This is a genomic window from Actinomadura sp. NPDC049382 (assembly GCF_040677125.1).
GTDB classification, from domain to species: Bacteria; Actinomycetota; Actinomycetes; order Streptosporangiales; family Streptosporangiaceae; genus Spirillospora; species Spirillospora geliboluensis.
This window is the reverse complement of record NZ_JBFARO010000125.1, coordinates 1-23,234: the sequence shown is the minus strand read 5'-3', so window position 1 is coordinate 23,234 and position 23,234 is coordinate 1. Positions and strand designations below refer to the sequence as shown.

The window sequence follows — 23,234 nt, the reverse complement described above, 5'->3', positions numbered from 1 at the left end:
GCAGCGGCCAGCGGGCCTGCGCGGCGAGCGTCGCGAGCCGTCGGGGGTCGGCGCGCGGCTCCGCGAGCAGCAGGTGCAGCAGCCGGGTGCGGTACCGCTGCACGGCGGGCGCCACCTGGCGTTCGGCGCATTCGGCGAGCTCCGCGGCGTACCCGGCGGCGATCACCGCGGCGACCGCCTCCATGTAGCAGAACTGCGCGTCCACGACGAGGCTGAGCGCGGCGTGGTCGAGGTCGAGGCCGCCGGGGACGGCGCCGAGCGTCCGCCACGCGACGGACGCGGACCGCCGCAGCGCCTGGTGCGTCTCGACGGGGTCGCGCCCGTCCCGCGCGAGGTGCCGCCCGACCCGCAGGTAGAACGCCGACACCCGCTCCCAGCCGGCGCCGGGGTCCTCGACGAGGTCGCAGAAGTGCCGGATCCCGGCGGCGACGCCCGCCCGCGCCCGCCCGGCCTCCTCCTCGCCGATCTGCGGATCGCCCCGGCGCAGTTCGCCCAGCAGTTCGTCGGCGGCCCGGTCGACGTGCGGCCGGAGCCGCCGCGCCACCCATGCCGGCACTTCCTCGAACGCGCGGACGTCCAATGCTGTGCGCACCACTCGCCATTCCCCCCTGCCTGGGCACCCGCCGGTCCGCGGGCGTTTCCCCAGGATTCCCGATCCCCTCCGAGCACGGTTGTCCCTGAATTAACCTGTTGGCCGATCTTTCCTGGAGTCAATTGACAAAAGCCCAGGTAGTACGTGTGCTCGCCATTTCTGGATGCAGCGGGCCAAGCAAATCCGGCGGCCAATCGGCGAAATGCCGGGTCAGCGTCCGCCGTAGGTGTCGAGGGCGGTGATGCGCCAGTGGCCTCCGCGGTGGACGGCGGTGACCGTGAGCATGGCGGGGGCGTGCGTGCTCGTGCCGTCCGACGTGCGGGTGGTCTGCTGGTCGGCGAAGACGAGCACCACCGCGCGATCGCCGGTCAGCGTGGTGACGGCGCTGTCGGTGACGCGCGTGCTGAGGACGGTCTTGGCCTTCGGGGCGTCCTCCCGCACCTTCGCGAAGACCTCCTCGTACTGCCTCACGGCCTTGCCGGTCAGCGCGTCCTGAGCGGCCTTCTGTGTGCGCGCGGGGTCGGTGTAGTTGAACGAGAAGACCTTGCCGACCATGTCCGCGACGGCGCCCTTGACCTCGCTGGTGGCCGCACCATCGGTGAGGGCGGTGTTGCGGACGGCCGGATCGTCCCGCACGGCGTCCGCCTGCCGCAGCGCCCAGACACCGAACACGGCAAGCAAGACGGCGACAACACCGAGCACAACGGGCGATGCAACATCAACCCGCAGCCGGGAAGGCGACACGTTGACCCGCGACAGACCTCGCATGGTCACCACCCCCGCCGAGGCGACGTCCCACTGGGGCGGCTGTAAAGGGGCATGGGGCTGCACCTCACATCGTGTCCGTTGGGGCCTGGCCCAGCTCGCTGAGCTTCCAGCCCGCAGGCGTCCGGGTGACCTTGCCGACCAGACGGCTCTGCTTGACGGCAGGCGCGCCCTCCGGCGGGGTCACGGTGATCTCAACGGCGACAAGGATGCGGGCCTTGCCGGAACGCTCGTCCAGCTCAGCAACGGCGGCGTCCAGGATGCGTGCGGTGGTGATCGTCCGGGCCTTCTTCACCTGTGTCTCGAAGGCGGCACGCCCCTGCGTGATCTGCCGGTAGAGGTCGCTGGTGGTGGAGTCCTGCCACGTCTTCAGGCCGGACGCGAGGTCGCGGTAGTCGAGCGTGTTGAGGTTCTGGACGGCCTGCTCCCCCGCCTGGAGGGCCTCGTCGCGCGTCCGGGAGTAGGCGTGGGCGTCGTCGTGCGCCGCCGAGTACCAGGACCACCCGGCCCAGGCGGCGAAGAGCGCGGCGAGGACGAGGAGGGCGGTCGCCGTCCGCCGGAGGGTGTCGTCGGCCATGGGCGCCGCCTTTCAGGCAGAGGCCAGGTCGGTGATCGACCAGTGGCCGTGGTCGCGGTGCGCCGTCACGAGCAGCTGCGCGGCGGCCGGTGTCCCGCCGGGCCTGCCCGCGCGGGTGGCGGTCTGGTCGAGGAAGACGAGCAGCCGCGCGTCGTCGCCGGTCAGGGAGATGACCCCGGCCCGGACGACGCGCGTGGTCAGCGTGACGCGCTGGGCCGCGGCCTGCCGCTTCACCTGCCCGAACAGCCGTCGGTACTCGGTGAGCGCGGCGCCGGCGAGTTCCCGGTTCGCGGCCTGCTCGGTCGCGGCGACGTCGCCCGGGCCGTAGGTGAAGACCTTGCCGAGCGCCGTGGACACGTCGCCGATCACTTCGGTGGTGGCGACGTCGTCCAGCACGGCCTCGTCGTGGGGGTCGGCGTCCTCGCGGAGGAGCCCGGCAGCGGGACGCAGCGCCAGTGCGAGCAGAGCGACGGCGAGTGCGATCATGAGCGGCCGCCTCATCGCGCACCGGCCGGGATCGCGGTGAGCGATTCGAGCCTCCAGCCGGACGGCGTCCGCGCCGCCCCGGCCTCGAAGCGCTTGCGCTGGAGGGTCGGCGCACCATCCCCCAACGTGAGCTTCACCTGGACGGACGCGATGACCCGCGCCTTCCCCGCGCGGACGTCGAGGGACGTCACGGCCGCCCCGGCCACGGTCGCGGCGGCGGTGGTGCGCGACCGGCCGATCTTCGCGCGGTTCTGCGGCCGGTCCTGTTCGAGCTGCTCGCGGAGCGGTCCGGTGGCGGCGTCCGACCAGGCGCGGAGCCCGGCGTCCACCTGCGCGGGGTTCATGGTGTTGAGGGCCGCGATCTGCTGCCGCGCCGCCCGCAGGACGCCGTCGCGGGTGTGGTCGGGGCCGCTGCGGGCGCCGGGCTCGTCCTGCCACACCGTCCAGGCCGACCAGCCGAAGAGGACCACGGCACCGAGCACGAGGCTCCACCCTGCGACGCGCGGGGGTCGGGTCTTCGCTCTCCCGGGCATCAGGGGGCTCCCCGCAGGCCGAGGAGGTCGCTCATGGATGCAGGCCCCTCAGCCACTCCAGGGAGGGCCAGTGCACCCGCCAGAGCGGAGCTTCCATTGCCGAGTACCGAGCCCGCGCGCGCTGGGGCGGGCACTGGTCGATGCGGGGCGTTGCCTGCGCCGCGCACGTTGACGCCCGTCGACGCAGGAGTGGCGCAGTGCGCGGCAGTGTTGAGAGCTGGGCCAGGGGACGTGTCCAGGCCGTTGCGGTACTTCGTCCCCCCGTAGCCCGACGTGCAGTTAGGCGGCTCGAAGAAGGTGGTGACCATCCCGAAGTTGAGCCGACCGTCCTGCACGACGGACCTCCCGGACGCGACCGCCGCCGGAAGCTTGGCGAGGAGCTGCTCCAAGCCCTCCGAGCGCGGCGCCAAGAGATCGGACGTGGTCAGCAGGTTCGCGACCAGCACGCTGAGGGACGGGTCAAGGTCCCGGACCAGGTCGCGGAACTCGCCCGCCGCGCCGGGCGCGGTCGACACGAGCCTCCGGAAGGCCGGGTCGGACGTGCGGAGCTGCTCGGCGAGGAGCCGCGCGTTGCGTCCGAACGACTTCAGCGACGCGGCCTCCTCGTTCTGCGTGCGCAGGACGGTCTCGCCGTCGCCGATCAGGGACGTGGTCGGCGCGGCGTTCTCGTTCGCCGCCCGGGTGAGGGAGCGGGTGCCGTCGAGGAGCGCCTGGAGGTTGGGGCCCTGCCCGGCGAACGCCTGCCCCAGTTCGCCGACGAGCGTGCGGAGCGCGTCGGTCGGGACGGACGCGGCCAGGTCGTTCACGCTGGTGAGCAGGTCCGTCACGGGCGCGGGCGTCGCGGTCGCGGCGCGCGGGATCACCGAGCCGGCGGCCAGGTAGGGGCCGGACGCGGTCACCGGCCGCAGGTCGATGTACTGCTCGCCGATCGCCGACCGGTTCGCGACGACGGCCCGGGTGTTGGCCGGGACGCGCGGCGCCGACTTCTCGATCTTCAGGTCGGCCAGCACGCCCGCGTCCGTCAGCCGCAGTTCGCCGACCCGTCCGACCGAGGTGCCCCGGTAGGTGACGTCGGCGTTCTCGGCGAGCCCGCCCGCTTCGGCGAGGTCGGCGGTGACGACGTAGTAGTCGCGGTAGCCGACGTAGCCGCCGAGGTCGGCGTAGTTGAGCCCGACGTAGCCCATCGCGAGGAGCCCGACGATGAGGAAGACGATGTTCTTGATCCTGGTCGCGGCGGTCGGCATCAGTTCCCCTGCGGCGGTGCGATGGGCGGGACGACCTCGGTCCCCGGACGGGCCGTGATCCGCAGATACACGTTCAGGTAGTCGCCCTTCACGGCCGGCAGGACCGCGTCGGTGAACGGGTAGGTCAGCAGCACCTGCAGCGCGTTCGGCAGGTCGTGTCCGGCGTCCGACAGCTTCCGCAGCGTCGGTTCGAGAGCCCGGAGGTCGGCGATCAGGTCGTCCTTGCTCCGCCGGACGGTCGTGACGGCGGCCCGCGAGAGTTCGTCCAGCGAGCGCAGCATCCGGACGAGCGCGCCGCGCTGCTCCGCGAGCACGGCGAGGCCGGGTTCGATGTCGTCGAGCACGACGCCGATCTGCTCCTTGCGGCCGCGCAGCGTGGCGGAGAGCCGGTTCAGCCCGTCGATGGCGTCGGTGATGCCCTTCCGGTTGGCGTCGAGGTCGCCGACGAGCGTCCGTGCCCGCTCCAGCAGCGATCTGACCTGCGGCTCGTTGCCGCCGAGGGCCCGGTTCAGCTCCACGGTGATCGTCCGGAGCTGGGCGACGCCGCCGCCGTTCAGCAGCATCGACAGCGCGCCGAACACCTCCTCGACCTCGGGGTTGCGGTTCGTCCGCGCCACCGGGATCACCGCGCCGTCCGCGAGCGTCCCGGTACCCGCGGACGGCGCTCCCCCGCCCGCGGGGGCGCCGCCCGGCGCGGCCGCACCCCCGGGGACGTTCTCCGGGCCCGCGCTGAGCTGCACGAACTTCTCGCCCAGCAGGCTCGACTGGCGGAGTTCGGCGTAGGCGTTCGCGGGCAGCCGCACCTCGCCGTCGACCTTCATCGTGACCTCGGCCGTCCAGCCGCCGCGCGGCAGCGCGACCTTCACGACCCGTCCGACCGCGACGTCGTTGACCTTCACCGCCGACTGCGGGACGAGGTTCAGCACGTTCGCGAACTGCGCCTTCACCGTGTACGGGTGGTCGCCGAGGTCGGCGCCGCCGGGCAGCGGGAGGTCCTGCACGCCGGAGAACCCGCACCCGCTCAGCGCCGTCGCGGCGAGAAGGAGGCAGGCCGTGCGCGCGGCCGTGTGGCGGATCATGGCGCCGCCTTCCGGGTGCCGGCCACCGGGAGCGGCGGCGCGGGGAGTTCGGTGAGGTTCTGCCGGCCCATGAGCGACCGCGTCCGCGGGTCGTAGGCGTTCAGGATGTTGGTCGCGTTGAGCGGCTGGACGTCGAGCGCCTCCGCCAGCGACCGGCGCTGCTTCACCAGCAGCCGGGTGATCTTCGCGAGCTTCTCGACGTTCCCGGCGATCTGCCGCCGGTTGTCGTGGATGAAGACCTTCACCCGCGCGAGCGCCTCGGTGAGCGCCTTCAGCGCGGCGTCCAGCTCGTGCCGGTCGGCGGCGAGGAAGCCGGACACGTCGGCGAGCTGCCGCTCCGCCTGCCGGACCTGCCCGTCGTTGGCCTTCAGCATGGCGGTGAACGTCTGCAGGCTCCGGATCGTCGCGAACAGGTCCCGCTGCGAGCCGGACAGCGTCTTCGCGGCCTGCGCCATCCGCTCGGTCGTGGTGCGGATGTCGCGGCCGTTGCCGTCCAGGTTCGCCGCGCCCGTCTCCAGGACGCGCGACAGCGCACCGTCCTTGTTGAGGCCGTCCGGGCCGAGGTCGGCGGCGAGCTTGCGGATGCTGTCGTAGACCGTGTCGAGCTCCATCGGCGTCGCCGTCCGGTCCGCCGGGACGACGGCACCGGACGCCATCTTCGGGCCGGACGTATAGGCGGGCGTCAGCTGGACGTACCGGTCCGCGACGAGGCTCGGCGCGATCGCCACCGCCCTCGCCCCGGCCGGGACGTCCACGCCCCGGTCGACGGTCATGACCGTCCTGACCTGGGTTCCTTCGGCGCGGACGGAGTCGACGACACCGACCCTCACGCCGAGCACCCGCACGTCCGACCCCTTGTAGACGCCGACCGCGCTCCGGAAGTAGACGGTAACGCGGGTGCCGTCCGAGCCGCTCAGGGCGACGAACGCGCCGACGGCGGCGAGGACGACGGCGGCCGCAGCGGCCAGCAGGGGCGTGCTCAATCTGCGCAACATCAACGGCCGCCTTCCTTGGGCGGCATGCAGCCCTTCTTCGCAGGAGGTTTCGCCAGGTACTCGTCCGGGACGAGACCGCACAGGTAGCCGTCCATCCACCGGCCGCTGCCCAGCGTGTTGCCGAGCAGCCGCGTGTACGGGCCGGCCGTCTTCAGGGCCTTGTCGAGGTTGTCCTGGTTCTTCTGGAGCAGGGCGGTGACGCGGCCGAGCGCGCGCAGCGTCGGGTCGAGCTGCCGCTGGTTGTCGTCGACGAGCCCGACGATCTGCCGCGACAGCTCCTGCGTCCCGACGAGGAGCGCGTGGATCGCCTCGCGGCGCCGCCGGATCTCGCCCAGCAGCAGGTTCCCGTCGCGCAGCAGCGCCTCGACGTTCGTGCTCTGGCCCGCCATCGTCCCGGTGACCTGCCGGGTGTTGGCGAGGAGCCGCGCCAGCTCCGCGTCCCGCGACGAGACGGTCTTCGACAGCGCCGAGATGCCGTCGAGGGCCTTGCGGACGCTCGGCGCCGTCCCCGCGAACGTCGTGGAGATCGCGTCGAGGCTCGCCGCGAGCGTCGCCGAGTCGACCTGCCCGACCGTCCCGGCGAGGTCCTCGAACGCCTCCGTCACGTCGTACGGGGACGTCGTGCGGGCGAGCGGGATGCGCCGGCCGGGGTCCTGCCGGTGCGCGCCGAGCGGGTCGACGGCGAGGAACTTGTCGCCGAGCAGCGTCTTGATCGCGATCGTGACGGTGCTGGCGTCCCCGACCCAGGTGTCCCGGACCCGGAAGCCGACGGTGACCTTCGCGCCGTCCAGCCGGACGCTCGTGACCTCGCCGACCTTCACCCCGGCGACCCGCACCTCGTTCCCGGACCGCAGCCCGGCCGCCTCGCTGAAGTCGGCGCTGTAGCGGGTACCGCCGCCGATGACCGGCAGGTCCTTGGCGTTGAACGACAGCAGCCCGGCGGTGACGATCAGCGCCAGCGACACGACCGCGACGGCGATCGGATTCCGCTCCCGCACGGGCTTCCACCGCACGGGCTTCCACGCCACCGTGAGCCTTCGCGCCCTGCTCATGCGCCGCACCTCCGGTCCGTGAGGGGGATGCCGGTGGGCGCCGGGTGGTCCTCGCCCGGGTACTGCCGGTAGGTGACGCCGCTGAGGTCGGCCTCGCAGAGGTACAGGTTCAGCCACGACCCGTAGGACGCGATCCGGCCGATCGCCTCCATCTTCACCGGCAGCAGCCGCAGGAAGGAGTCGACCTTCGTGGAGTCGTCGGCGAGGTTCCGCGACAGCCGCCCGAGCTGCGCGATGTCCCGCTTGAGCGGTTCGCGGCCGTCCCGCAGCAGGCCGGTCGTGGTGCCGGCGAGGTCGTCGAGCGCGCTGATCGCCTGCCCGATCGCGGTGCGGTCGGCGGCGAGGCCGGACACGAGCCGCCGCAGCGTGCCGATCAGCGTCCCCAGGTTGTCGCCGCGCCCGTTGACGGTGTCGAGGACGGCGTTCAGGTTGTCGATCACCTGCCCGATGACGGCGTCCTTGTCGGCGATGCCGCGCGTCAGCGACCCGATCGAGGACAGCAGGCCCTCGACCGTCCCGCCCTCGCCCTGCAGCACCTGGACGATCGACCCGGCGAGCGCGTTGACGTCCTTCGGCGACAGCGCCTGGAACAGCGGCTGGAACCCGTTGAACAGCTGGGTCAGGTTCAGCGCGGGCGTCGTCCGCTCGACCGGGATCGTCGCGCCGGACGGCAGCGTCCCGGCCGTGCCCGCCCCGCGCCCGATCTCGACGTACCGCTGCCCGATCAGGTTCAGGTACTTGATCGTCGCGGTGGACGAGGACGGGAGGCGGTGCCCGCGGTCCACGCCGAACGAGACGAGCGCGATGCGGTGCTCGACGACCTCGATCCCGGCGACCCGTCCGACCTCGACGCCCGCGATCCGGACGCCGTCACCCTCCCGCAACCCGGACGCGTCGGTGAACCGCGCCTTGTAGGGGACGGTGTCGCCGCCGCCCGCCCGCGTGATGCTGAGCGCGAGCAGCGCGGTAGCGACCACCGTGACCGTGACGAACGCGGCCGACTTGAACAGCGGCGGGGCCAGGCTCTTCCGGCCCATCCCGCTCTTCCGGCTCATCACGCTCTTCCTGCTGGTCCCGCTCTTCCGGCTCATCGCAGTGTCACCTCCGTCCCCCGGTAGACCGGCCCGAGCAGGACGCTGCTCCAGTCGGGCAGAGCCTCCGGGACGTCCTGGAGGCCGGGCGCGAGCAGCTCGTTGATGAGGCGGTTCTCCTCGGGCGAGTTCGGCGGGCCGAGGGCGCCGGGCGCGACGGCGATGGGCGTGTCCGCGTCCGGCGGCGCCGACTTCACGGCCGCGGCGCCGCCGAGACCGCCGAGGGCGCCGGCCGGGTAGCAGTGCGGGCCGCTCTTGTCGGTGTAGCGGGGACGGTCCTTGCCGGGCACGTACCGTCCCTTGGACGGCAGCGTCCGCACGTTCACGTGCAGGCCGGGATGCTTGGTGCCCTTGCCGAGCACCTTGTCCATCACGGGGACGAAGTCGCTCAGCATGCGCAGCGTGCACGGGTACTCAGGCGCGTACTTCCGCAGCAACTCCAGCGTCGGACGGCTCGTCGCCGCCAGCCGGATGAAGTTGCCGGAGTTCTCACGAAGGAAGTCGGACAGGTCCTGGGACGCGTCCGTGACCGCCCCGTACAGGCTCGCGAGGTTGTTGCGCTGGTCGGCGATCGACCGGCTCGTGTAGGCGAAGTCGTTCAGCGCCTGCAGGATCTCCGGCGCCGCCTGGTCGTAGTGTCGGCTGACCTCGACGAGCGCCCTGATGTCGCGGTTGAGCGCGGGCAGGCTCGGGTTCAGCTTCCTGAGGTAGGCGTCCAGCTCGACGATCGTCTGCCCGAGTTCGGTGCCGCGCCCGTCCAGGGCCTGCGACACGGCGGTGAGCGTGGCCGCCAGCTCAGCCGGCTTGATGGCGGTGAGCAGCGGATACAGGTTGTCCAGCACCCGCTGCAGCTCGATCGCGTTCGCCGACCGGTCCTGGCTGATCACGCTGCCCGCGGTGAGCCGGGCGCGGGACGGCGCGGCGGGCGGGATCAGCGCGACGAACCGCTGCCCGAACAGCGTCGTCGGGAGCAGCTGCGCCGACACGTTGCGCGGCAGCAGCCGCACCTTGTCGGGCTGTATCGCCAGTTTCAGCGTGGCGACACCGCCGTCCGACGAGATCTCCCGGACCTCGCCGACGACCACGCCCCGCAGCTTCACGTCGGCGTGCGGGTGCATCTCGCTGCCCGCGCTCGCCGTCTTCAGCGTCACCCAGCTGACCTCGGTGAACCTCTTGTCGTAGACGGCGACCGACAGCCAGACGAGCAGCAGCGGCACGAGCAGGAACGCGACGCCCACGAGCCGCCTCCGCACCATCCCGGGGGCGCTCATCCGGCGACCTTCACCGTCGTGTTCGTCCCCCACAGCGCCAGGCTGAAGAAGAAGTCGCTGACGCTGATCAGCACGATCGACGTGCGGACCGCGCGGCCGACGGCCCGTCCCACCCCCGCGGGTCCGCCGGCCGCGCGGTAGCCGTAGTAGCAGTGCGACAGGATCACCAGGACGCTGAACACCAGCACCTTGAAGAACGACAGGACGACGTCCACCGGCGACAGGAACAGCCCGAAGTAGTGGTCGTACGTCCCCGCCGACTGCCCGTTGAACACGACCGTGACCTGGCGGGACGCGAGGTACGCGCACAGCAGCCCGATCGCGTACAGCGGCACGATCGCTACCGCGCCCGCGATGATCCGCGTCGTCACCAGGTACGGCAGCGACGGGATGCCCATGACCTCCAGGGCGTCCACCTCGTCGCTGATGCGCATCGCACCGAGCTGCGCGGTGAACCCGGCGCCGACCGTCGCCGACAGCGCCAGCCCCGACACGACCGGCGCGATCTCCCGCGTGTTGATGTAGGCGGACGCGAACCCGGTGAACGCCGACGTCCCGATCTGCTGGAGCGCCGAGTAGCCCTGCATGCCGACGACGACGCCGGTCGCGAGCGTCATCGCGACCATCACCCCGATCGTCCCGCCGATGACGCCGAGGCCGCCGCTGCCGAACGCCACCTCGGCGAGCAGCCGCTGCACCTCCCTGCGGTACCGGCGGGACGCGCGCGGCGTCCACAGCAGCGCCCGGACGTAGAAGGCGCCCTGGTCGCCGGGCTGGTCCAGCCACGCGAACCAGCGCGCGGGCCCCGCCCGCAGTACGGCCATCTCAGCCACCCTTCGGCGGGACGACCTGGAGGTAGATCCCGGTGATCACGAGGTTGAGCAGGAACAGCAGCAGGAACGCGATGACGACCGACTGGTTCACCACGTCCCCGACGCCCTTCGGCCCGCCTCTGGGGTTGAGGCCCCGGTAGGCGGCGACGACGCCGGCGACGAACCCGAACAGCAGCGCCTTCGCCTCCCCGACGTAGATGTCGGGGAGCTGCGCGAGCGCGGAGAAGCTCGCGACGTACGCGCCGGGCGTCCCGCCCTGCATCAGGACGTTGAAGAAGTAGCCGCCCGCGACGCCGACGACCGAGACCAGCCCGTTCAGCAGGAACGCGACCGCCATGCAGGCGAGGACGCGCGGGACGACGAGCCGCTGGACCGGGGAGACGCCGAGCACCTCCATCGCGTCCAGCTCCTCGCGGATCGTCCGGGCGCCGATGTCCGCGCAGATCGTCGAGCCCGCCACCCCCGACACCAGCAGCGCCACGATCATCGGGCTGGCCTGCTGGATCACCACCAGGACGCTCGCCGCGCCGGTGAACGACTGGGCGCCGAACTGCTGGGTGAGCGAGCCGACCTGCAGCGACGTCACGGCGCCGAACGGGATCGACACCAGCGCGGTCGGCAGGATCGTGACGCTCGCGATGAACCAGAACTGCTCGACGAACTCGCGGAACTGGAACGGACGCCGCACCATCATGCCGAGGACGGTCGCGGCGAGCGCGAACATCCGGCCGGCCTCGCGCAGCGCGCCCACCGGATACCCGAGCACGGACGCCATGATCCCACCCCCTTTCCGTTGCCTTTCGTGAAACTACTGCCCGGCCAATTCCCGGAGCAATACATCACCCGTCGCCATTCGTTTTTCTATGACCGAATGACAGCTTTTTCGAACCTCATCGAAAAATGTGCGCGCCCGGCGATTCACTTCGCACAGCCGGGCGCTTTCGCGAACGCCGCGTTCAGTTTCGGATCCTTGCGGAGGTCCTGCTCGGGCCCCTGGTAGGCGCTGTAGCGGCTGAACGCCCGCCCGATCTGGCCGACCGCCTGCCGGTAGGACTTCCCGTCGGTGACCTTCGCCCGCTCCAGCCGCCTGGACGCCGTGGTCACCGTCGAATGCGTGCTGGTCAGGTTGCGCATGGCGCCCGCCATGACGGCCTCGCCGTTGTCGACCGGCGGTGCGCCGAGCCCGGACAGGCCCGTCTCCAGCGTCCGCATGCGCGTGGAGATGCCGTCGAGCAGCTTCACCAGCGACGCCCTGGACTTCAGCACGTCCGCGCCGTCGAGCTTCGGCACCTGCAGCGGCGCGCCCTGCGCCAGAACCGCGCACGCCCTGCCCGCCCAGGCGACCTCGGGCGGGTCCTTCTTCTCCGATCCGCAGGCGGCCGCGGAAAGGGCCATCGCGGAGGCCAGCGCCACCGGGACGATGAATCGCCGAACCATGGGACTTCTCCTTCAGCAGTTGGACGTGGCGGCCTTTCCGGCGAAGCGGTCCGCGAGGAACGACATCGCATCCTTGTTGCCGCGGTAGACGAGCGTGATATGGCTGATTCCGTCCCACGTCTTCCAGGTGACCGGGACGCCGAGCCGGCAATAGGCGTCGCGCAGTTCCTTCGCCTGCCCGAACGCGACGATCTCGTCCGCCGTGGAGTGGTACTGGAAGACGGGGACCTTGACGGATTCGGTGCCGAGCTGGTTCTCCGCCACCCGGTTCAGCCACGCCTCGTTCGCGAACGGGCTGGTGGTGAAGTAGTCGGTGATCGTCTTGCCCTGGTAGCCGAGCAGCAGCTCCAGCGTGCAGGCGCCGCCTTCGAGGCCGTCCACCATGGCGCGGCCGGCGTCGTCGAGGTAGGAGTCCAGGTCCAGCTCGGGGTAGGCGTGGTCGAGGCCGACGATCTCGTAGAGCAGGAAGCCGAACGGGTCCGTCCCCTCCAGCGGCAGGCCGACGGCCGCGAGGTCGGACGGGACGCCGCCGCCGACGACCCCCGCGAGCTTCAGCTCCGGCGCGTACGCGGGCTGCCTCTGTCCCGCCCACATCGCCGCGGCACCGCCCTGCGAGTACCCGCGGAACGCGACCTTCGCGTCCGCCGACAGCTTCGCCTCCGGCAGCCGCTGCGCCGCCCGCACCGCGTCGATCATCGCGTTGCCCATCGAGCCGACGACGTACGTCGTGGCCGGGTCCTCGTGGTAGCCCTCGTAGTCGGTGACGGCGACCGCGTAGCCCTTCGCGAGCATCTCGTTCAGCGCGGCCTGCTCGTAGAAGGCGCCCTGATCGATGAACCGGGACGGCGCGCACCGGAACGCGGGCCCGCTGGTGCCGGGCCCGAACCCCACGATCGGGGCGGTCGCCGGGTCCGCCTTCTTCGGCACGAGCACCATGCCGGTCACCGCGACGGGCTTGCCCAGCGCGTTCGTCGACAGGTACATGACCTGCCACGCGTCGGCCAGCGCCCGCGCGGTCGGCGGCCCCGCCTTCGCGGGCCGGACTCGAATGACGTCGCCCGGCGCGCCGTCCGGCAGCGGCGACGGCGGCGTGTAGAACGCGTCCCCAGCCGGGGCTGCCTTCGGGACAGTCGGCGAGGCGCCCGGCGAGGCCGCCGCTCGCACCGGGCCGGCACTCATCACACCGGCGAGGAGCAGGGAGGCGACGGCGACGCACACCCCACGCCGACGGCTATCGCGACTCAGCATCGTGGGCTCCTACTCCTCGTCGTCGGGGGTGAGGGTCAGGGTGATCGGGTTGTCCGGGCCCGTGACGGCGGAGCTGAGGAGTCCGGTCAGGGCGCCGCAGTCGGCCAGCGGGGAGAGCGCGTAGGTCCCCTTGAGGTCGCCGCCCTGCCGCAGGTCGAAGCCGGTGGCGGAGGTCAAGGTCATGCCGGACGGCGCGGACGTGCGGCAGTTCTCGCCGCCCCCGATCGGGATGGCACCGAAGACCCTGAACGCCGGGAAACTCGCGGTCACCTTGGCCTCGGCGGTGAGCACACCGTCCTTGTAGCCACCCGGTTCGCTCTGCGCGGCAAGGGCGACGTCGGCCGTCGTCGGCAGGAAACCGAGAAGCTGGAACTGGGTCTTGGACGGAGCGAACGTGAGACCGGTGGTGACTCCGGCGTCGCTGACCTCGGCGTTCAAGCCACCGGTCAGCGGAAGTGTCGCGCCGGCCGCCTTAATAGTGGACGAGCCCTTAACCGAGTAAGTGTGCTGGCCAGGTCCGGTCGCATCACCGATGGTGAAGTTGGCGAGGACGTTGTTCTGCCCAGGATCCTGCGTGCACTCCGACTCGAAGGTGCCGAGACCGGACTCACCGCCGTCGTCCGTCCGAGGAGTCAGGCTCAAGACGAGATTCCCGACGGTGACCTTGCCGGCCCCGGGCTGGGTGAACGTCAGGTCGGGCGCCTGCCCGCGACCCTTCACGCTGAAGCCGCCGGACGCGGGGATCGGCGTCTTCTCCAGAGCGGAGTCGACCTCGACGGGCAGACCGTCCGGCATCTCCGGGACGGTCAGCGTCGCGTCCGCGAGCGCGTGCCCTTCGAGCGTCGTCGCGTACAGCGCGGTCAGGCCGCGCGCGGACTCGGCGTTCACCGCCGACACCGAGTCGACGACGATGCCCGGCATCACCTCACCGACCCCGACGCGGTCGGGCACGTTCGCGGTGAGCTCCACATGCACCGGCTGCGGGCCGAGCAGGGGGAACGTGCAGTGATAGTCCAGGCCGAGCGTGGCGGGACCGGCCGCGGCGGCCGGAACCGCACCGACGCAGGCCGGGCCGAACACGGCAGCGGCGACCAGCGCGGCGGCGATTCTGTTTCTGCTTCTCACGTGTCGACCTCGAAGGGGACGGGCTCGATACGGGATGGGGGGATGGGCCCCCGCCGCACCCGGTACGGCGGGGGCCGACTTCCTTGGCTGTCGGACCGTCAGCTCACCGCCGCCGTCACGCCTTGGGCGTGAGGGTCAGGTCGATGGTGTTGCCGTCACCGGCGGTGAAGAGGCTGAGGATGCCGGTCAGCGGTCCGCAGTTCTCGATGGCGGACAGCGCGTACGTGCCGCTGATCTTGCCGCCGGCGCCCGGGTCGAAGAACTCGCCCGCGGCCGACTGCAGCCGGACGTCCGACGGCTCCTTCGTCTGGCACTGCTCGCCGCCGCCCAGCGGGATCGCGCCGAACACCTTGAACGACGACAGCTTGGTGATGACCTTGGTGTTGGTCGTCAGCTGCCCGTCCTTGTACAGGCCCGTCGTCTTGCCCTGCGAGTTCAGCCCGATGTCGGCGGTCACCGGCAGGAAGCCGAGGATCTGGAAGTTGCCCTTGGTCGGGTCGAGCTGCAGATCCGCGGTGACCTCGCCCGTGTCCAGGTTGAGGTCGGCGCCCACGGAGCCCGTCAGCGGCGCCTTGCCGTTCGGGGCCTTCACGAACGTCTCGCCGGCGATGGTGAAGTCGTAGTGCTCACCGCCACCGGTGGGAGGCGTGGGGGTGGGGGTCGGAGGGGTGGGGGTCGGGGTGGGCGGAGTCGGAGTCGGGGTGGGAGGAGTCGGGGTCGGGGTGGGAGGAGTGGGCGTGGGGGTGGGCGGAGTCGGCGTGGGGGTCGGAGGAGTGGGCGTGGGCGTAGGAGTCGGGGTGGGGGTCGGCGTGGGCGTCGGGGTCGGGGTCGGCGTGGGCGTGGGCGTCCCGTTGGTGATCTCGAAGGTGGCGAACGGGTCGTCCTGGCCCGGGTCCTTCGTGCACTGGACGTCCTTGCCGCCCGCCCAGACCTCGCTGCCGTCGGCCTTCTTCGGGTTGATGCGCTGCAGCATGTTCTCGACGAAGATCTCGCCGGGGCCGGCCTCGCTGAAGACCAGCTGCGGGGCGTCGCCCTCGGCGACCAGGTCCCAGGTCGCGCCCGCCTGCTGCGGGATGTCGACCGGCGGGATGACGACGTCGACCGCCACCGGCAGCTCCGGCGACTCCGGCACCGACAGCACCGCGTCCGCCGTGGCCGTGCCCTCCAGGGTCGTGGCCTTCACGGCGCGGAGCCCGTTGGTGATCGTGCCGGTGATGTGCGCGGTCGCCTTGATGTGGAACGCGGGCGTCAGCTCGCCGACCGGGATCTGCGCGGGGATGTCGGACTCGACGTCCACCGTGAGCGGCTGGTTGCCGATCAGCGGGAAGACGCAGTGGTAGTTGATCGACTGGTTGACCGGTTCCGCCATCGCGGGGCCGGCGGCGAGCACGCCGAGCAGGGAGAGGCCGAGACCGCCGACGGCCGCGGCGGCGAGGCCCTTGGCCCCGGACCTTCTGCGCTTGCTGAGCTTGGCTTCCAACGTCCTGCCTTTCGTCTGGACGAGACCGGGCGCGCCTGGCGCGGCGCTACCGGATCGTGCGATCCCCCGAGATTCGGGTCACCTCCGCGGATCATTCGTGTGCTTCGGGGAGATTTCGAGCAGATGTCGTGCGCTTCAGGCCGGAAAACTATCGACTCCCAAGAGCACTGTCTTTACGGCCGACTGACAAAATCGGAAGCGTTGACACTCACCGATTCAAGGCTTTTCCAGAGCCCAGATAATGCGCACTTTTCAACACATCAACACGAGCCCAGGGCAAGCCTTGCTCACCCTCCGACACAATCACCGAGAAATTATCAACGGACGATTATTCTTCGCCCTTTGATCGACGCCCCCAACGCCCCCACTCAGAGGTGCTTGTACGTCGTGTAGTCGGACGCGAAGTCGTTGTAGCGCAGGAAGTTGGTGAAGCTCATCGTGATCGTGGCGTCCAGGCCCTCGACGTAGTGCCACCAGCCGATCGGGATGAACAGCAGCTCACCGGGCGCGAGCGTGCACTCCAGCACCTGCGCCTTCCGCATCGCCGGGAACCGCTCATAGTCGACCGCGCTCGCGTCGACCTCCGAATAGCAGTGCACGGTGTTGTAGACGTACGCGGTGTCGTGCAGCGGCACCATCTTGACCTTCTTGCGGCCCATCACCTGCGCCATGAAGTTGTTGGTGAGGTCATGGTGGTAGGGCGTCTTCGTCCCGGCCGGGCCGAGCCAGAAGAAACTGCGCCCTCGCGGGTCGCCGTCGAGGTATTCGGAGAGGGGGTCGATGTCGTCCCACAGGACGTCCAGCGCCTGCTGGTTGCGGGACGTGTTGTTGGCCGTCATGTAGAAGTCGTTCGTCGTCCCCGCGGCCTCGACCATGTCGACGTAATCGCGGAACGGCATCAGCCTCTTGTGCCGCGGCCCGTTGATCTCGTAGTTCTCGTCGGACTCGCGTCCGAACTGCACCTCGACCTCGTTGCCGCCGCACGTCTCACGGAGGTAGTCGAAGTCCCACTTGGCGCAGGCCGCCCACGACTTGAGCATTCCGGCGATGATGACCGGGCGGTTCTGGAAGTAGTACTCCTCGAAGAACTCGTCCCGCGACAGCCGCTCCCGGCGCTCGATCTCCCCGGCGTTCGCGCGCATCCGGGCGAGCCGACCGTAGACGGTCAGCGTCCATTCGCGCTTCCGCAGCCGGTTGGCGATGCGGGACGCGCCCTGCACGTACGGGCTGGCGAGCGCGCCCCCCACCTCCCGCGCGGCCTCCTCCTCGCTGAACTCGTTCTTGACGAGCGCCGCGCGGATCACCTCCGGCGGATTGCCGAGCAGCAGGTTCTCGGCGATCCAGCGCCGCCATTGCTCCTTCGGATGTGTCGTCGTCATGGCGTTCCTCCTCTTTCGCGGGCGGATGTCATCCCTTCGGGGCGGTGCGGGACGGCGCGGGAAGGGCCGGCGGGCAACTGATGTCGGCGTCCGGGATGCAGGTGGAGCCGAGGGTGACGCGCAGCAGATTTCCGGGGCCGGCGACCGTTCCGCTGAACAGCCGGTCGAGGTCCTCGCGGGCGCCGCATCCCGAGAACGGCGGGATGGTGAAGGCGCCTTCGAGAATTCCGCCCTGGAGGATGTTGGGCATCTGGCCCTTGAGCGCGATGTCCGCGTCGCGCACGGTGCGGCAGCGGGGCCCGACGTCCAGCGGCGTTCCGTCGACCTCGACGTCGTAGATGCGGATCGACATCCGCATGTGCGCGCTGACGGACTGGATTCCCGTCTGCATGTCGCTGACCGCGTCGAACGTCCCGTAGTCGGCACCGGGTTCCACGGGACGCTGCGTCATCTCCATCGTCGCGGTCGTCGGCATGAACCCGAACGTGAGGAAGGTCGACCTCGACCGCAGCGGCGCGACGAACTTCTGCCGGACCGACGCGCCCGTGTCGGTGAGCGAATAGACCAGGTTGGTCAGCGCCGGACGCCCGGCCTTCGGATCGTTCAGAACCGTCGCGCCTTTGAGCTTCTTCACGTTGGAGAAGCCGGAGAGATAGGTGCAGCCCGGATACCAGTCGTCCGTCGGCCCGGCGTATTTCCCGCATTCGGCCGGCGTCCCACCGGGAGCCGCAGCAGCTTTCTGCCCCGCCTTGGGCGCCCCAGGTGCCACCGGCGCCGTATCCCCCGGCCGCGTCCCCGCCGCGACAGGCACCGTGGCGATACCCCGCTCATCTCCAGACGGTTCACAGGAAACCGCAAGGGACGGTTGAGCATCCTCCGGCACCTCGCCACCTGCGTCACGCGGCGCGAGCACCACTTCCAGGCCCCCAACGCTGAACGCGAGCTCACCCACCCCAGCGGGCGTCACCGACGGAACGTCCCCAGACGCGGCAAGCACCAGATCGCCGTCCTCCGGCACCGACGTAGGCGGCGTAGCGAGCCCCGCCCACTCGACCGCGGCCGCCTTACCGCCCTGCGCGACGGACACACCGACCCCGACAGTCCCGGCGACGGCACCCCCACCGAGCGCCCTAACATCGCCGAGCGCCGCCTTCGGAATCGTCACCGTCGCCGTGACCCTGCCCGGCTGGACGGGCTCGCCGACCGTCCCGCCATCAGGGAACGACGCCCGCAGCCGGACACCGACCGCCCCGACCGTCCCGGACGGAAAGTCGCAGGCAAAGGACAAAGAAGCATCGGCCTCCTGCGCCCGCGCCGCACCCCCGGGCAGCACACCCGTCACGAGCGCACCGAGCCCGGCGACTGCAACGCCGAGCGCCCAGCGATCCCGGATCCTCATCGTCGATCACCTCTCGTCAAGCTGCGGGGGTGCGGAGTCACGCGGATCACGTCCAGCCGGGGAGCCACAGGCGCGCCAGCCGATCGGCCTCCGGGACGGCCTCGGCCGTGAGGATCGGATGGAGGTACAGCAGATTCACCGCGACGACCACGAGATAGCCGACGCCGGCCGCACCGACCAGCACACGCGCCACCGGACGTTCGCGGACCGTCGCAGCGGCCGCGTCATAGAGCAGGACGATCGCGAGGATTGCGAACGGCAGCATCGGCAGCGCGTAGGTGGAGTACATCGTCCGGTCGTCGAACGCGGCCGGAAACCAGGGCAGCCACCCCGCCAGATAGCCGCCCACAACGGCAACGGCCCGCCAGTCGCGGAAATAGGTGGAGATGAACACCATGGCGAGCACAGCGACGATGGAGAACCACCAGATCGCGGGCGTGCCGAGATGGGCGATCTCGCTAACGCACTTGGCGGCGTGGCACCCGTCCCGCCCCTGCGGCACCTCAGTGCGCCACATGACGGCGGGATGCCCCAGAACAGGCCATTGCCACGGCCAAGACTGCCCCGGGTTCGGCCCCGTGACACCGCTATGAAAGTCCAAGGTCATCGCGTGGTAATGCCACAGCGACCGGATCGGGTTCAGGAACTCCGGCCAGATCCCGCTCGGATGCTGCTCGGCCCAATTCCGCTGAAATCCCGGGACGACCTGACCGAACAAGCTCCTCTGCAGACTCGTCCCCGAAACGAACCAGCCCCACCAACTGGCGACGTAAACAAGCCCGCCAACCAACCACAACTGCAGCACCGACACCGGAAAGTCGAGCTTGAACATGCAGCGCCAGGACTTCTCGGCCCCCGCGTCCTTCCGAGCGTTCCGGTCCCAGACGAGGACGAGCACCCAGAAGAAGAGCATCGCGTAGACGCCGGACCACTTCGTCGCACACCCGAGCCCGAAACACACCCCAGCAGCCAGGCGCCACCCATGCGAGACGAACGAGCCACCCGCACCAGCGGCCAACGCGGCCCGCGTCCTGTCCCGATCGATGAGCAGGCACCCGAACCCGGCAAGCACCCAAACGAGCAGGAAGATGTCGAGCATCGAGACCCGGCTCAACACCAGCCACGACCCGTCCAGCGCGAGCAGCAGCCCGGCCGCGCAGCCGAGGACGGTCGAACCGGTCAGCCGCCGTGCGATCCGGGCCAGCAGCAGCACCGCCAGAACCCCGGCCACCGCCGCAGCACACCGGTAACCGAACGGCCCGGAGCCGAATACCGCCATACCAGCCGCGATGAACCACTTCCCGAGCGGCGGATGCGCGGCCCACTCCCCACCGCCCGCAAGCCCCGCCACCGGATGCCCGGCGAGGAAGTAGGTGTTGGCGGGATTGCCATCCGCCCCGGTACGCCAGTTGTGCTCAACGCCGTAATGCAGAAGGGACCAGGCGTCCTTGGCGTAGTAGGTCTCGTCCCACACCAAGGCGTGCGGCGAGCCGAGCCGGTGGAACACCAGCACTCCGGCGAACACCGCGACAAGCAGCGGCCCGCCCCACCCCCACAACGGCGCCCGCCATCCGGACGACCGACCCGTCCGGGTGACGGCTTCTTCCACGGCGACCGAGGCGGCCAACGGACTCCCCCTTCGCTGCGGCATGGACGGGGATCAAGAACCGTAATGAACGCCGAACCACCGAATGAACCAAGTCCGCGACGAATAAAAGGGCCCGGCCACTCACCCCAGTGAGCCTTCTAAGCCCCCACCCCGCAAACCCGAATCCCGTTATGGGAACCGATGACAAACTTTCCGAGCCCCCGGTTCCGCATTGCGCGCTTTCTCACAGACCCGACCAACCGACCACCCACGCCGAAGCCACAACCACGCCACACCAATAGGCGCCCGACCACCCACCGCCCCTCGCCCTAACGCACCACCGCTACCTGCAGCACCCATGGCCGTACAGCGGCACGAAATACCCCAAAGCCGTGACCGTCCCTAAGCCGCCCTACCTCGCGCGGCCGGCGCCTACCCGGCGGGCACTGCTGCGCGGCGTGAACGCCCCGAGGCCCCCTTCCGCCCCGAAGCATGAGCGAGGCCAACGCACCCGGTGGTCTCAGTGAGCCGTGCTAACGCCCGTTTGACGTTTCACGGCAGATGTCTGCTGGTTCGCCGTGTCGTGTTCGATGGCCGCCCGGTTGCGCGCGTCGCGGTCGGGCTGGGGGTGTCGCGGTAGTGCGCGTACCGGTGGGTGGGCCGATACCGGCGTCAGGGATGGGACGGGCCGGCCGACCGGCGCAGCGGCCCCCGCACGTCCCCGTCCAAGACTGCGGCCCGGACCGAGGAGAGGGTGCTGGCGGCCCGCCGCGAGCTGCCGCCCGGACCACATCGCGGCGGCCACCGGGGTCCCGGCCCGCACAGTGACCCGGACCCGCGCCGTCACCGCGTCCCGGTGCCGGCCGCCCGCGCCCCGGTCACCGGGCACCAGAACCGCGCGACCCGCCAGGAGTGGCCGCCGCTACGAACACCCCGAGCCGGGCGCGATGATCCACCTCGACGTCAAGAAGCTCGGCCGGATCCCCGACGGCGGCGCCCAGCGGGCGCACGGCCGCAGTGAGGCCGTCCTCGCCCGCAGCATCGGCTACGACCACGTCCACACCCCCATCGACGACCACACCCACCCGGCCTACGCGCAGGTGCTGCCTGATGAGAAGAACACCACCTGCGCGGCGCTCCCGACCCGGCCGGCGGCGTTCTTCACCGCCCACGGCATCACCCGCATCCACCGGGTGCCGACCGACAACCCCCCGCAACCACCGCACCTCGGCCGCCTTCCAACAGGCCTGCACCGAACTGGGCGCCCGGCAGAAGTTCACCCGTCCCCGCTGCCCAACCCCGCTGTCCGTGGACCAACGGAAAGGCCGAACACCTCAACCGCACCCTGGCCACCGAATGGGCCTACCAGCGCCCCTACACCAGCAACGACCAACCCACCCGCACCCTGGCCGCCTGGCTCGAGCACTACAACACCCAACACCCCCACTCGACCCCGGGCGGCAAGCCACCCATCACCCGACTGTCACCAAGATCATGACCGAGTACACCTAGCGCACCACCGCCGCCTGAAGCGCCCGTGGCCGTACAGCGACACGACATACTCCGGAGCCGCGAACGCCCCGAAGCCGCCCTACCTCGCGCGTCCTGCGCCTACCCGGCGGGCACTGCTGCGCGCCGTGAGCGTTCCCTAGGCCGCCCTACCGCTCCGAACTATGAGCGAGGCCAACGCGCCCGCAGGCTGGAAGGCAACCGCCCACACCACCACGAGCACCCCGCCCCACCACGTCTGCACGATCCAGACGCGGGGAACGCCGCCGCACTAGCGATCACAAGGACGAATGCCCGCGCGCCCTACCTCCACTGACCAACACCACGTCGCGGCAATCCGCCGACGCGCGTCCGTTCGGATGCGAAGGGTGATGGCGATCGTGGACGTGAACAGGGTGTGTCGTTCGAAGGCGACCACGCGGCCCTCGCGGAGCTGTGCACCTGCCGGGGGCAATCGGGCTGATCCTGGCCGCGACGGCCGCGCTGTAGGCCACGGTCGGGTCGGCGCGCCACCACCGGCCCCCCAGGACCTCGATCACCTCGGCGCCCACCACGCACAGAGCGGCAAGGACATGCCCCCACCGCCTCGGGGCCGGTCTCGACCGACACAACGTCGCCACCCAGCGCGGCCATTAGCGGTACAGCCAACCTGCCGAGATCTGCACCTCCCCGATGACCTTCTGCACCGACGTCCCATGCAAGCCGTTCACACAAGCGGCGCTTGGCTACCGCCGCGATGTGGCGACATCGCTCATCTCGGTAGGTGCAGGATGAACCCGGAGAGCAGGCTGGCGAGGACTTTGGCACTCTCCTCCGGAGGCGATCCAGCGGGGAAGGCGCCAGTCCCCTGGTACAGGGCGACGACGCCGGACAGCATGGTGCACACGATCCTGATAAGTTCACCGGCGGCTGGACGGCGGTCATGAGAGGACACGGACCTGCCAAGGCGTCGGCGAGCAGCCCAACGGTCACCGAGGTCCTCATGAAGACGGCGGCACGCGGCCAAGCGCAGCCCAAATAGACGGTCGACGCGGGTGGAGGCGTCCCCAACGAACTTGCGGGGCGTCGGATACCGATTTCAACTGCTCATACCGCTCGCCGTTGTCAGTCCGCTCACCAATGCGACCGTCTACCCAACGGCACGCTCAGCACGCAGACCATCCCCCGGTCCCTTCAACACGCAAGCACTCGGCGTTGCCAGCGCACTCACCGATGGACGAAAACGACCCGCACCCCTCGGTGCGGCACATGACCGTGGTGTAGGCGGGCGTCGGCGGCTCCCGTCGTGAACCACTTGCGGGGCCGCTGGCGACCCGGGTGGTCGCCGTCCAGCACGGCCTTCGTCCGGAGCTGCGTGGTGCTCATCCCCTCGTACATGGACTATCGCGCCGTCGGCGGCGGCAACTGCGTCGAACGCAAAATGAAGCCCTGCACACCGAGCCGCGGTACGCGTAGTGAGCCTGTAACTCGAAGTGTGTAAAGATGATCTTGTTGTGGGTCTGGTTGTCTTTACTGGATGCGGTCTGGGTAGGCGTCGGCGAGTTCGTTGAG

At 70.5% G+C, this 23,234-nt stretch carries 19 protein-coding genes and 2 pseudogenes; 1 reads left to right on the top strand and 20 read right to left on the bottom strand.

The window, feature by feature from the left end:
• The 20 genes and pseudogenes from AB0K34_RS38690 to AB0K34_RS38595 form a co-directional block, all read right to left on the bottom strand.
• A pseudogene (locus AB0K34_RS38690) lies at positions 1–592 on the bottom strand (PucR family transcriptional regulator); the annotation flags it as partial.
• 210 nt (positions 593–802) lie between these two features.
• On the bottom strand, positions 803–1,264 hold the full coding sequence (locus AB0K34_RS38685) for a hypothetical protein (RefSeq protein WP_364553711.1): 462 nt from the start codon (positions 1,262–1,264) through the stop codon (positions 803–805).
• Between the two features lie 160 nt (positions 1,265–1,424).
• Positions 1,425–1,934, bottom strand: coding sequence for a hypothetical protein (locus tag AB0K34_RS38680; RefSeq protein ID WP_364553709.1), 510 nt, complete (start codon positions 1,932–1,934; stop codon positions 1,425–1,427).
• 12 nt (positions 1,935–1,946) lie between these two features.
• Positions 1,947–2,420 carry a hypothetical protein gene (locus AB0K34_RS38675; protein ID WP_364553708.1) on the bottom strand — a complete coding sequence of 158 codons (474 nt, stop codon included), beginning with the start codon at positions 2,418–2,420 and terminating at the stop codon, positions 1,947–1,949.
• A gap of 11 nt (positions 2,421–2,431) precedes the next feature.
• Positions 2,432–2,902 carry a hypothetical protein gene (locus tag AB0K34_RS38670; RefSeq protein ID WP_364553706.1) on the bottom strand — a complete coding sequence of 157 codons (471 nt, stop codon included), beginning with the start codon at positions 2,900–2,902 and terminating at the stop codon, positions 2,432–2,434.
• A 50-nt stretch (positions 2,903–2,952) separates the two neighbouring features.
• Positions 2,953–4,197: an MlaD family protein gene (locus AB0K34_RS38665; RefSeq protein ID WP_364553704.1), complete on the bottom strand. Its 1,245-nt coding sequence runs from the start codon at positions 4,195–4,197 to the stop codon at positions 2,953–2,955.
• Complete coding sequence (locus tag AB0K34_RS38660; RefSeq protein ID WP_138637125.1) at positions 4,197–5,276, bottom strand: MlaD family protein; 1,080 nt, start codon at positions 5,274–5,276, stop codon at positions 4,197–4,199. Before AB0K34_RS38660 ends, AB0K34_RS38665 begins: the two co-directional genes overlap by 1 nt.
• Positions 5,273–6,259: an MCE family protein gene (locus AB0K34_RS38655; RefSeq protein WP_364553702.1), complete on the bottom strand. Its 987-nt coding sequence runs from the start codon at positions 6,257–6,259 to the stop codon at positions 5,273–5,275. Before AB0K34_RS38655 ends, AB0K34_RS38660 begins: the two co-directional genes overlap by 4 nt.
• An 11-nt stretch (positions 6,260–6,270) precedes the next feature.
• Complete coding sequence (locus tag AB0K34_RS38650; protein ID WP_364553701.1) at positions 6,271–7,323, bottom strand: MCE family protein; 1,053 nt, start codon at positions 7,321–7,323, stop codon at positions 6,271–6,273.
• Positions 7,320–8,414, bottom strand: a complete 1,095-nt coding sequence (locus AB0K34_RS38645) for an MCE family protein (protein ID WP_364553700.1) — start codon at positions 8,412–8,414, stop codon at positions 7,320–7,322. Before AB0K34_RS38645 ends, AB0K34_RS38650 begins: the two co-directional genes overlap by 4 nt.
• Complete coding sequence (locus tag AB0K34_RS38640) at positions 8,411–9,685, bottom strand: MCE family protein (protein WP_364553699.1); 1,275 nt, start codon at positions 9,683–9,685, stop codon at positions 8,411–8,413. Before AB0K34_RS38640 ends, AB0K34_RS38645 begins: the two co-directional genes overlap by 4 nt.
• Positions 9,682–10,509: an ABC transporter permease gene (locus AB0K34_RS38635; RefSeq protein WP_364553698.1), complete on the bottom strand. Its 828-nt coding sequence runs from the start codon at positions 10,507–10,509 to the stop codon at positions 9,682–9,684. Before AB0K34_RS38635 ends, AB0K34_RS38640 begins: the two co-directional genes overlap by 4 nt.
• Before the next feature lies 1 nt (position 10,510).
• Positions 10,511–11,293, bottom strand: a complete 783-nt coding sequence (locus AB0K34_RS38630) for an ABC transporter permease (RefSeq protein ID WP_364553696.1) — start codon at positions 11,291–11,293, stop codon at positions 10,511–10,513.
• Between the two features lie 143 nt (positions 11,294–11,436).
• Positions 11,437–11,955: a hypothetical protein gene (locus AB0K34_RS38625; protein WP_364553695.1), complete on the bottom strand. Its 519-nt coding sequence runs from the start codon at positions 11,953–11,955 to the stop codon at positions 11,437–11,439.
• Positions 11,956–11,967: 12 nt separating this feature from the next.
• On the bottom strand, positions 11,968–13,203 hold the full coding sequence (locus tag AB0K34_RS38620; protein ID WP_364553694.1) for a lipase family protein: 1,236 nt from the start codon (positions 13,201–13,203) through the stop codon (positions 11,968–11,970).
• A 9-nt stretch (positions 13,204–13,212) separates the two neighbouring features.
• Positions 13,213–14,328 carry a DUF6801 domain-containing protein gene (locus AB0K34_RS38615; RefSeq protein WP_138637114.1) on the bottom strand — a complete coding sequence of 372 codons (1,116 nt, stop codon included), beginning with the start codon at positions 14,326–14,328 and terminating at the stop codon, positions 13,213–13,215.
• 115 nt (positions 14,329–14,443) lie between these two features.
• A complete protein-coding gene (locus AB0K34_RS38610) occupies positions 14,444–15,808 on the bottom strand; it encodes a DUF6801 domain-containing protein (RefSeq protein WP_364553692.1) in 1,365 nt (454 codons plus the stop codon).
• 368 nt (positions 15,809–16,176) lie between these two features.
• On the bottom strand, positions 16,177–17,187 hold the full coding sequence (locus AB0K34_RS38605; RefSeq protein WP_364553690.1) for a cupin-like domain-containing protein: 1,011 nt from the start codon (positions 17,185–17,187) through the stop codon (positions 16,177–16,179).
• Between the two features lie 28 nt (positions 17,188–17,215).
• Positions 17,216–18,586, bottom strand: coding sequence for a DUF6801 domain-containing protein (locus AB0K34_RS38600; protein ID WP_364553688.1), 1,371 nt, complete (start codon positions 18,584–18,586; stop codon positions 17,216–17,218).
• A 46-nt stretch (positions 18,587–18,632) separates the two neighbouring features.
• A complete protein-coding gene (locus AB0K34_RS38595) occupies positions 18,633–20,213 on the bottom strand; it encodes a phospholipid carrier-dependent glycosyltransferase (RefSeq protein WP_364553686.1) in 1,581 nt (526 codons plus the stop codon).
• Between the two features lie 484 nt (positions 20,214–20,697).
• Between AB0K34_RS38595 and AB0K34_RS38590 the strand changes: the two are divergent.
• Positions 20,698–21,672: pseudogene (locus AB0K34_RS38590) on the top strand (IS481 family transposase).
• Positions 21,673–23,234 lie beyond the last annotated feature (1,562 nt).

What these genes read in the sequence shown, in the direction of transcription:
- AB0K34_RS38680 (WP_364553709.1), bottom strand. Translation starts at nt 1,934, where the DNA reads ATGGCCGACGACACCCTCCGGCGGACGGCGACCGCCCTCCTCGTCCTC.
- AB0K34_RS38675 (WP_364553708.1), bottom strand. Translation starts at nt 2,420, where the DNA reads ATGATCGCACTCGCCGTCGCTCTGCTCGCACTGGCGCTGCGTCCCGCT.
- AB0K34_RS38665 (WP_364553704.1), bottom strand. Translation starts at nt 4,197, where the DNA reads ATGCCGACCGCCGCGACCAGGATCAAGAACATCGTCTTCCTCATCGTC.
- AB0K34_RS38660 (WP_138637125.1), bottom strand. Translation starts at nt 5,276, where the DNA reads ATGATCCGCCACACGGCCGCGCGCACGGCCTGCCTCCTTCTCGCCGCG.
- AB0K34_RS38650 (WP_364553701.1), bottom strand. Translation starts at nt 7,323, where the DNA reads ATGAGCAGGGCGCGAAGGCTCACGGTGGCGTGGAAGCCCGTGCGGTGG.
- AB0K34_RS38645 (WP_364553700.1), bottom strand. Translation starts at nt 8,414, where the DNA reads ATGAGCCGGAAGAGCGGGACCAGCAGGAAGAGCGTGATGAGCCGGAAG.
- AB0K34_RS38640 (WP_364553699.1), bottom strand. Translation starts at nt 9,685, where the DNA reads ATGAGCGCCCCCGGGATGGTGCGGAGGCGGCTCGTGGGCGTCGCGTTC.
- AB0K34_RS38635 (WP_364553698.1), bottom strand. Translation starts at nt 10,509, where the DNA reads ATGGCCGTACTGCGGGCGGGGCCCGCGCGCTGGTTCGCGTGGCTGGAC.
- AB0K34_RS38630 (WP_364553696.1), bottom strand. Translation starts at nt 11,293, where the DNA reads ATGGCGTCCGTGCTCGGGTATCCGGTGGGCGCGCTGCGCGAGGCCGGC.
- AB0K34_RS38625 (WP_364553695.1), bottom strand. Translation starts at nt 11,955, where the DNA reads ATGGTTCGGCGATTCATCGTCCCGGTGGCGCTGGCCTCCGCGATGGCC.
- AB0K34_RS38620 (WP_364553694.1), bottom strand. Translation starts at nt 13,203, where the DNA reads ATGCTGAGTCGCGATAGCCGTCGGCGTGGGGTGTGCGTCGCCGTCGCC.
- AB0K34_RS38605 (WP_364553690.1), bottom strand. Translation starts at nt 17,187, where the DNA reads ATGACGACGACACATCCGAAGGAGCAATGGCGGCGCTGGATCGCCGAG.
- AB0K34_RS38600 (WP_364553688.1), bottom strand. Translation starts at nt 18,586, where the DNA reads ATGAGGATCCGGGATCGCTGGGCGCTCGGCGTTGCAGTCGCCGGGCTC.